General features: G+C 65.2%; 6 protein-coding genes. 1 reads left to right on the forward strand and 5 read right to left on the reverse strand.

Annotation, left to right across the window (positions count from 1 at the left end; translation table 11 throughout):
* Positions 1 to 218: 218 nt before the first annotated feature.
* The 5 genes from FFK22_RS41090 to FFK22_RS41110 all read right to left on the reverse strand — a co-directional run bounded on the left by FFK22_RS41090 (position 219) and on the right by FFK22_RS41110 (position 2904).
* Positions 219 to 446, reverse strand: a complete 228-nt coding sequence (locus tag FFK22_RS41090; RefSeq protein ID WP_138887847.1) for a hypothetical protein — start codon at positions 444 to 446, stop codon at positions 219 to 221.
* On the reverse strand, positions 443 to 970 hold the full coding sequence (locus FFK22_RS41095; protein WP_138887848.1) for a nucleoside kinase: 528 nt from the start codon (positions 968 to 970) through the stop codon (positions 443 to 445). Before FFK22_RS41095 ends, FFK22_RS41090 begins: the two co-directional genes overlap by 4 nt.
* A gap of 294 nt (positions 971 to 1264) precedes the next feature.
* Positions 1265 to 1606: a Tn3 family transposase gene (locus FFK22_RS41100; RefSeq protein WP_138887849.1), complete on the reverse strand. Its 342-nt coding sequence runs from the start codon at positions 1604 to 1606 to the stop codon at positions 1265 to 1267.
* 66 nt (positions 1607 to 1672) lie between these two features.
* On the reverse strand, positions 1673 to 2494 hold the full coding sequence (locus FFK22_RS41105; RefSeq protein ID WP_138887850.1) for an alpha/beta fold hydrolase: 822 nt from the start codon (positions 2492 to 2494) through the stop codon (positions 1673 to 1675).
* Between the two features lie 38 nt (positions 2495 to 2532).
* A complete protein-coding gene (locus FFK22_RS41110; protein WP_186002961.1) occupies positions 2533 to 2904 on the reverse strand; it encodes a GFA family protein in 372 nt (123 codons plus the stop codon).
* A gap of 591 nt (positions 2905 to 3495) precedes the next feature.
* Between FFK22_RS41110 and FFK22_RS41115 the strand changes: the two genes are divergently transcribed.
* Positions 3496 to 3957: IS6 family transposase (locus tag FFK22_RS41115; RefSeq protein WP_143956963.1), on the forward strand; the 462-nt coding region annotated here is incomplete at its 3' end.

A 3957-nucleotide genomic window follows, 5' to 3' on the forward strand; every position in this document is an offset into this window, starting at 1 on the left:
TTTGCAGCATGGCGGGACGCGGCTGGCGTCACGGCCTGAGCCCGGAGAATGCGGAGTCATATCGGCCACGCTCGACAACGTGACAAGCCCCCCGCGATCACCGCCCAGCCAGGCTCAACTCTCCGCCCCCGCACCACGCCCATGCCGCGGCAGCGGCTTAGGCCTATGGCGCTGGGCTGCCCCGTTGGACATCCGACGGGCAATTGGACGGTGTGCAATCAGCTCTGAACCCGATTTACGAGTAACTCTTCACACATTTCGGCAATGCCGTCCTGATCTCTCGCAGCGGCATCCATACCTCCCGCCTCACGTAAGAGTTTCGCGAACTCCCGATGTAACCGAGGCGCTTCCTCGCCGTTGCGGCCAACTGTCGCCATCGCGATCGACCAGCTATCGCGTGTGAATTTTGCCAGATCGATCGGGCGAACGTTGGGCTTCTCGGTCATTGGCGTTCAGGGCTTCCGGCGAGTTGAGCGAGGATATTGTCGACAACGCTTAGGACCGTACCCGCCGTGTCGATATCGATGCCAACGGGAAGATATTCCCGGGTATGATGGTAGCGCAGTACCAGCCGTCGCTCGGCCGGATCGAAACCTGGCTCATCCGGTCGCCCATCTAATCGTCGGTTCAACGTCTCAACGTCTACGTTGAGCACAAAAACCTTGACGAATAAGTCCAGGAATTTATGGAAATTGCGCGAGCCGCCACAGAAGAAGGTAGCAGGATGGGTGGTGTCGGCAGCAATGGCCCGGACCTTGTCGACGGGCCAAATCCAGTGCGCGTATCCCCAAACGATGCGATCCTCGCCTTCGGGTGGGCCTGGCAGTGCCTCGCCTGTTTCGGGGTCGCCGACATAGGCCAAGACCCGGTCACCATGGACGACATGGTGACCACGCCGCTCCAGTTCGGTAGCGACAGACGTTTTTCCAGTGCCGGAACCGCCTTCGATCAGATAGTTCCTGATTCCCATAGGCGCCGTTTATCATGTCGTTTAATCCGGCGGGAAGAGAACTCTGCCTGAGGACGCTCACCCGACCGCTTCACCTGATCAGGGCAGCAATCGGTCTTTCGGATTAGCGGCGAATGTCTGGCTGATACCTAAGCGTCGTCCGGGGACCGCGAACCGTGCAAAGGGTGGGTTCTGTTGCCGTTGCAAGCAACCACGAGGCGGCACCCTTTGGGCCAGAACAAAGCCGGTATCAAGCCCGGCCTGCGCCACTCTCCCCTCCCTCAGTGATTGGTGGCCTGCGGACGACGCTTACGATCAGGCAGCGGCTCGGGTTTCGGGCGGCGACCCGCGCAGGGGGCGGAAGGCGCCGCTAGGCGGCAGGTCCTGGTGGTTCCAGTCATAGCTGCCGATCAGAGTGATGTGCTCCCAGATCTGCGGCGAGACATGGCGCAGGATCTCGTCCGGCAGGTCGTGGCCTTCGGCGCGCAGCTGGTCGACCGCCCGCGACAGGTAGACGGTGTTCCACAGGATGATGGCGCTGACCACCAACTTGAGGGCTGAGGCCCGGAACGCCTGGCTCTCGAAGGCAGCGTCGCGAATCTCGCCGCGCTCGTGGAAGAACACCGCCCGGGTCAGCTTGTGCCCGGCCTCGCCCATGTGGGCCGGGATCGCCGCCTCGGCCGTGGCCGCCCTCGTCTGGCTCCGGGCCTCGGCGGCGAGGCTCTAGCGCCAGGCCGGATCGGCGCCGTGGACGCGGTCGAGGAAGGTCAGGACCGCGCCGTTGAACGCCCCTGGCCGCTGCAGCGGGGCGAAATGGCTCACGCCGGCCAGCAGGATCAACTCCGCCCCGGGGATGCTGCGGGCGAGGTACTCGGCATGCTCGGGCTTGATGAACTCGTCATGCTCGCTCTGCACGATCGCGATCGGCACTGCGATCGTGGCGAGATCGCCGGCGGTATAGTTGGGCTGGGTCTTCATCATCGCGCCGACCGCGGCGACGAAGGATTGGAACTGGTCCGGGGTGGCGGACAGGGCGGCGTAGTCCTTGCCGTGCCGGGCGAAGCACCGGTCGACGACCGGGGTGGGCACGAATTCCTTGGTGCCGCTGGGGTCCATGTTGCAGCCAAAGAAGAACACGCCCGCAATCCGCGCCGGGGCTTGCGCGGCCAGGATCAGGGCGATGCAGGCACCGTCGCTCCAGCCCACGACCGCCGCCTTGTCCACCTGCAGTGCGTCCATCACGGCCAGGACGTCGGACGCCATCAGCTCATAGCTGTAGGGCCGGGAATCGCGCGTGCTGCGGCCATGGCCGCGGCTGTCGATGACCAGGACGCGATGGCCCGAGGCGACCAGCGCCGGCACTTGGTGGCCCCAGTTGCCGCTGTGGCCAAGGCCGCCGTGCAGCAGGATCACGGCCGGGCCGGACCCGTAGGTGGCGTACCAGATCCGGGCGCCGTCATGGTCGAGATGGTCCTGATCGTCCGGAGCGGGCAGGGCGGAGCCGTCCGCTTCGAAGGCCTTCAGGTCGTCGTCGTGGAATTCCATGGTGGTCTCTCCCAGTGTCGGCATGGATGGACTTCGGCCTAGGCCCCGGCGCCCGGCGGCCTGTCCTCGAACTCCGCAAGGTCGCCTGCGACGCAGCCCCAGGGCTGGCGGCTGCGCACATTGATCGCCGCATCCGGCCGGATCGCCGACGGGTCGTCCAGCGTGCCGGCATAGAACGTGGCCATGTCGGCGGCGATCTCGCAAGCACCGAACAGCTGGCTGCCGTAGACCGGGCAGAAAGGGCGCGCCGCTGGCAGCCCACTGCCGCCGGGCTGGGCATAGCTCTGCGTCTCTCCTCGGACGGTCATTGCCGGACGAGGCACGTCGACATAGGTGGAGTGGCCGGCGCCGCTGGCGCGCCGGCAGGCGCGGAAGTGGCAATGGCCGAAATAGACCGGTTCCGAAGCCACCTCGTACCTGACTGCCCCGTATGGGCCTCCGCCTGTCGTCATCGCTGGTCTCCAGTCCTTCTCAAGCAGTGCATCTACAGTCCTATCGGTCCGCTGATGTCGATGCCGTATAATCGATCCGGTCGGCGGGAAATCGACAACGCTCTCAATAAAAAGATGTGCACTCGGTCGACCAGGGTCGGGATGATGCCGATGGCGATGGATGTCCCCCTGTGGGGTTTGGAACGCAATCACATTGATGTAGCGATGCAGATGGTTCGCGGGGCCTATGCGCCCGAGGCTATGGCCGCCTTGCGAAATGAGGCCAGCTGAGGGTCAGCGGCTTGACGCTGGGGCCCTGTTGCCCATTCGCCCCTATATGTCGGACGCCTACGGTCATTGAGCATCCTGGGCCATAGACAGCACGCCGAACATACCGTGAACAGGCTGCGAGATGATACGGCCGGCAGGCCACGTCCGGTCCGGAGTTGCTGGCGCGGCGACCGCTTCTGTTTAGGGCTTCGGATGCCGGCCCTGGCGCAGGAGATGGGGCCGGGGGGCTTGTCACGTTCGCGGCCTTGTGGCGCGCCAGCGGTCAGCGTAGCGGTAGCCATGGACCCGCCTTGCTATTCCGGCTATCGCTTTCCATCGGATGTGATCCAGCGCGCCGTCTGGATGTATCTCCGCTTCACCCTGAGCTACCGCGACGTCGAAGACCTGCTCGCCGAGCGCGGCATCGAGGTGTCGTACGAGACGATCCGCCGCTGGGTGCGTGATTTCGGCCCGGTGATCGCCCGGCGCCTTCGCGCGCAGCGGCCGGTCCCGCACCGGCGCTGGCACCTCGACGAGATGTTCGTCCGGATCGGCGGCAAGCAGATGTACCTCTGGCGCGCCGTCGATGCCGAAGGCGAGGTGCTTGAGGTGCTGGTTCAGGCCAGGCGGGACGCGGCTGCTGCCCGCAGGCTGATGCGCAAGCTCCTCCGGAAGCAGGGCATCGCTCCAACCACCTGGGTGACCGACAAGTGTCCGGCCTACGGCGCGGCGTTTCGTGACCTGCGGCTGGACGACATACCT

It is taken from the genome of Mycobacterium sp. KBS0706 (assembly GCF_005938675.2).
Classification (GTDB): Bacteria; Pseudomonadota; Alphaproteobacteria; order DSM-16000; family Inquilinaceae; genus Inquilinus.

What these genes read in the sequence shown, in the direction of transcription:
- FFK22_RS41100 (WP_138887849.1), bottom strand. Translation starts at nt 1,606, where the DNA reads ATGGGCGAGGCCGGGCACAAGCTGACCCGGGCGGTGTTCTTCCACGAG.
- FFK22_RS41105 (WP_138887850.1), bottom strand. Translation starts at nt 2,494, where the DNA reads ATGGAATTCCACGACGACGACCTGAAGGCCTTCGAAGCGGACGGCTCC.
- FFK22_RS41090 (WP_138887847.1), bottom strand. Translation starts at nt 446, where the DNA reads ATGACCGAGAAGCCCAACGTTCGCCCGATCGATCTGGCAAAATTCACA.
- FFK22_RS41095 (WP_138887848.1), bottom strand. Translation starts at nt 970, where the DNA reads ATGGGAATCAGGAACTATCTGATCGAAGGCGGTTCCGGCACTGGAAAA.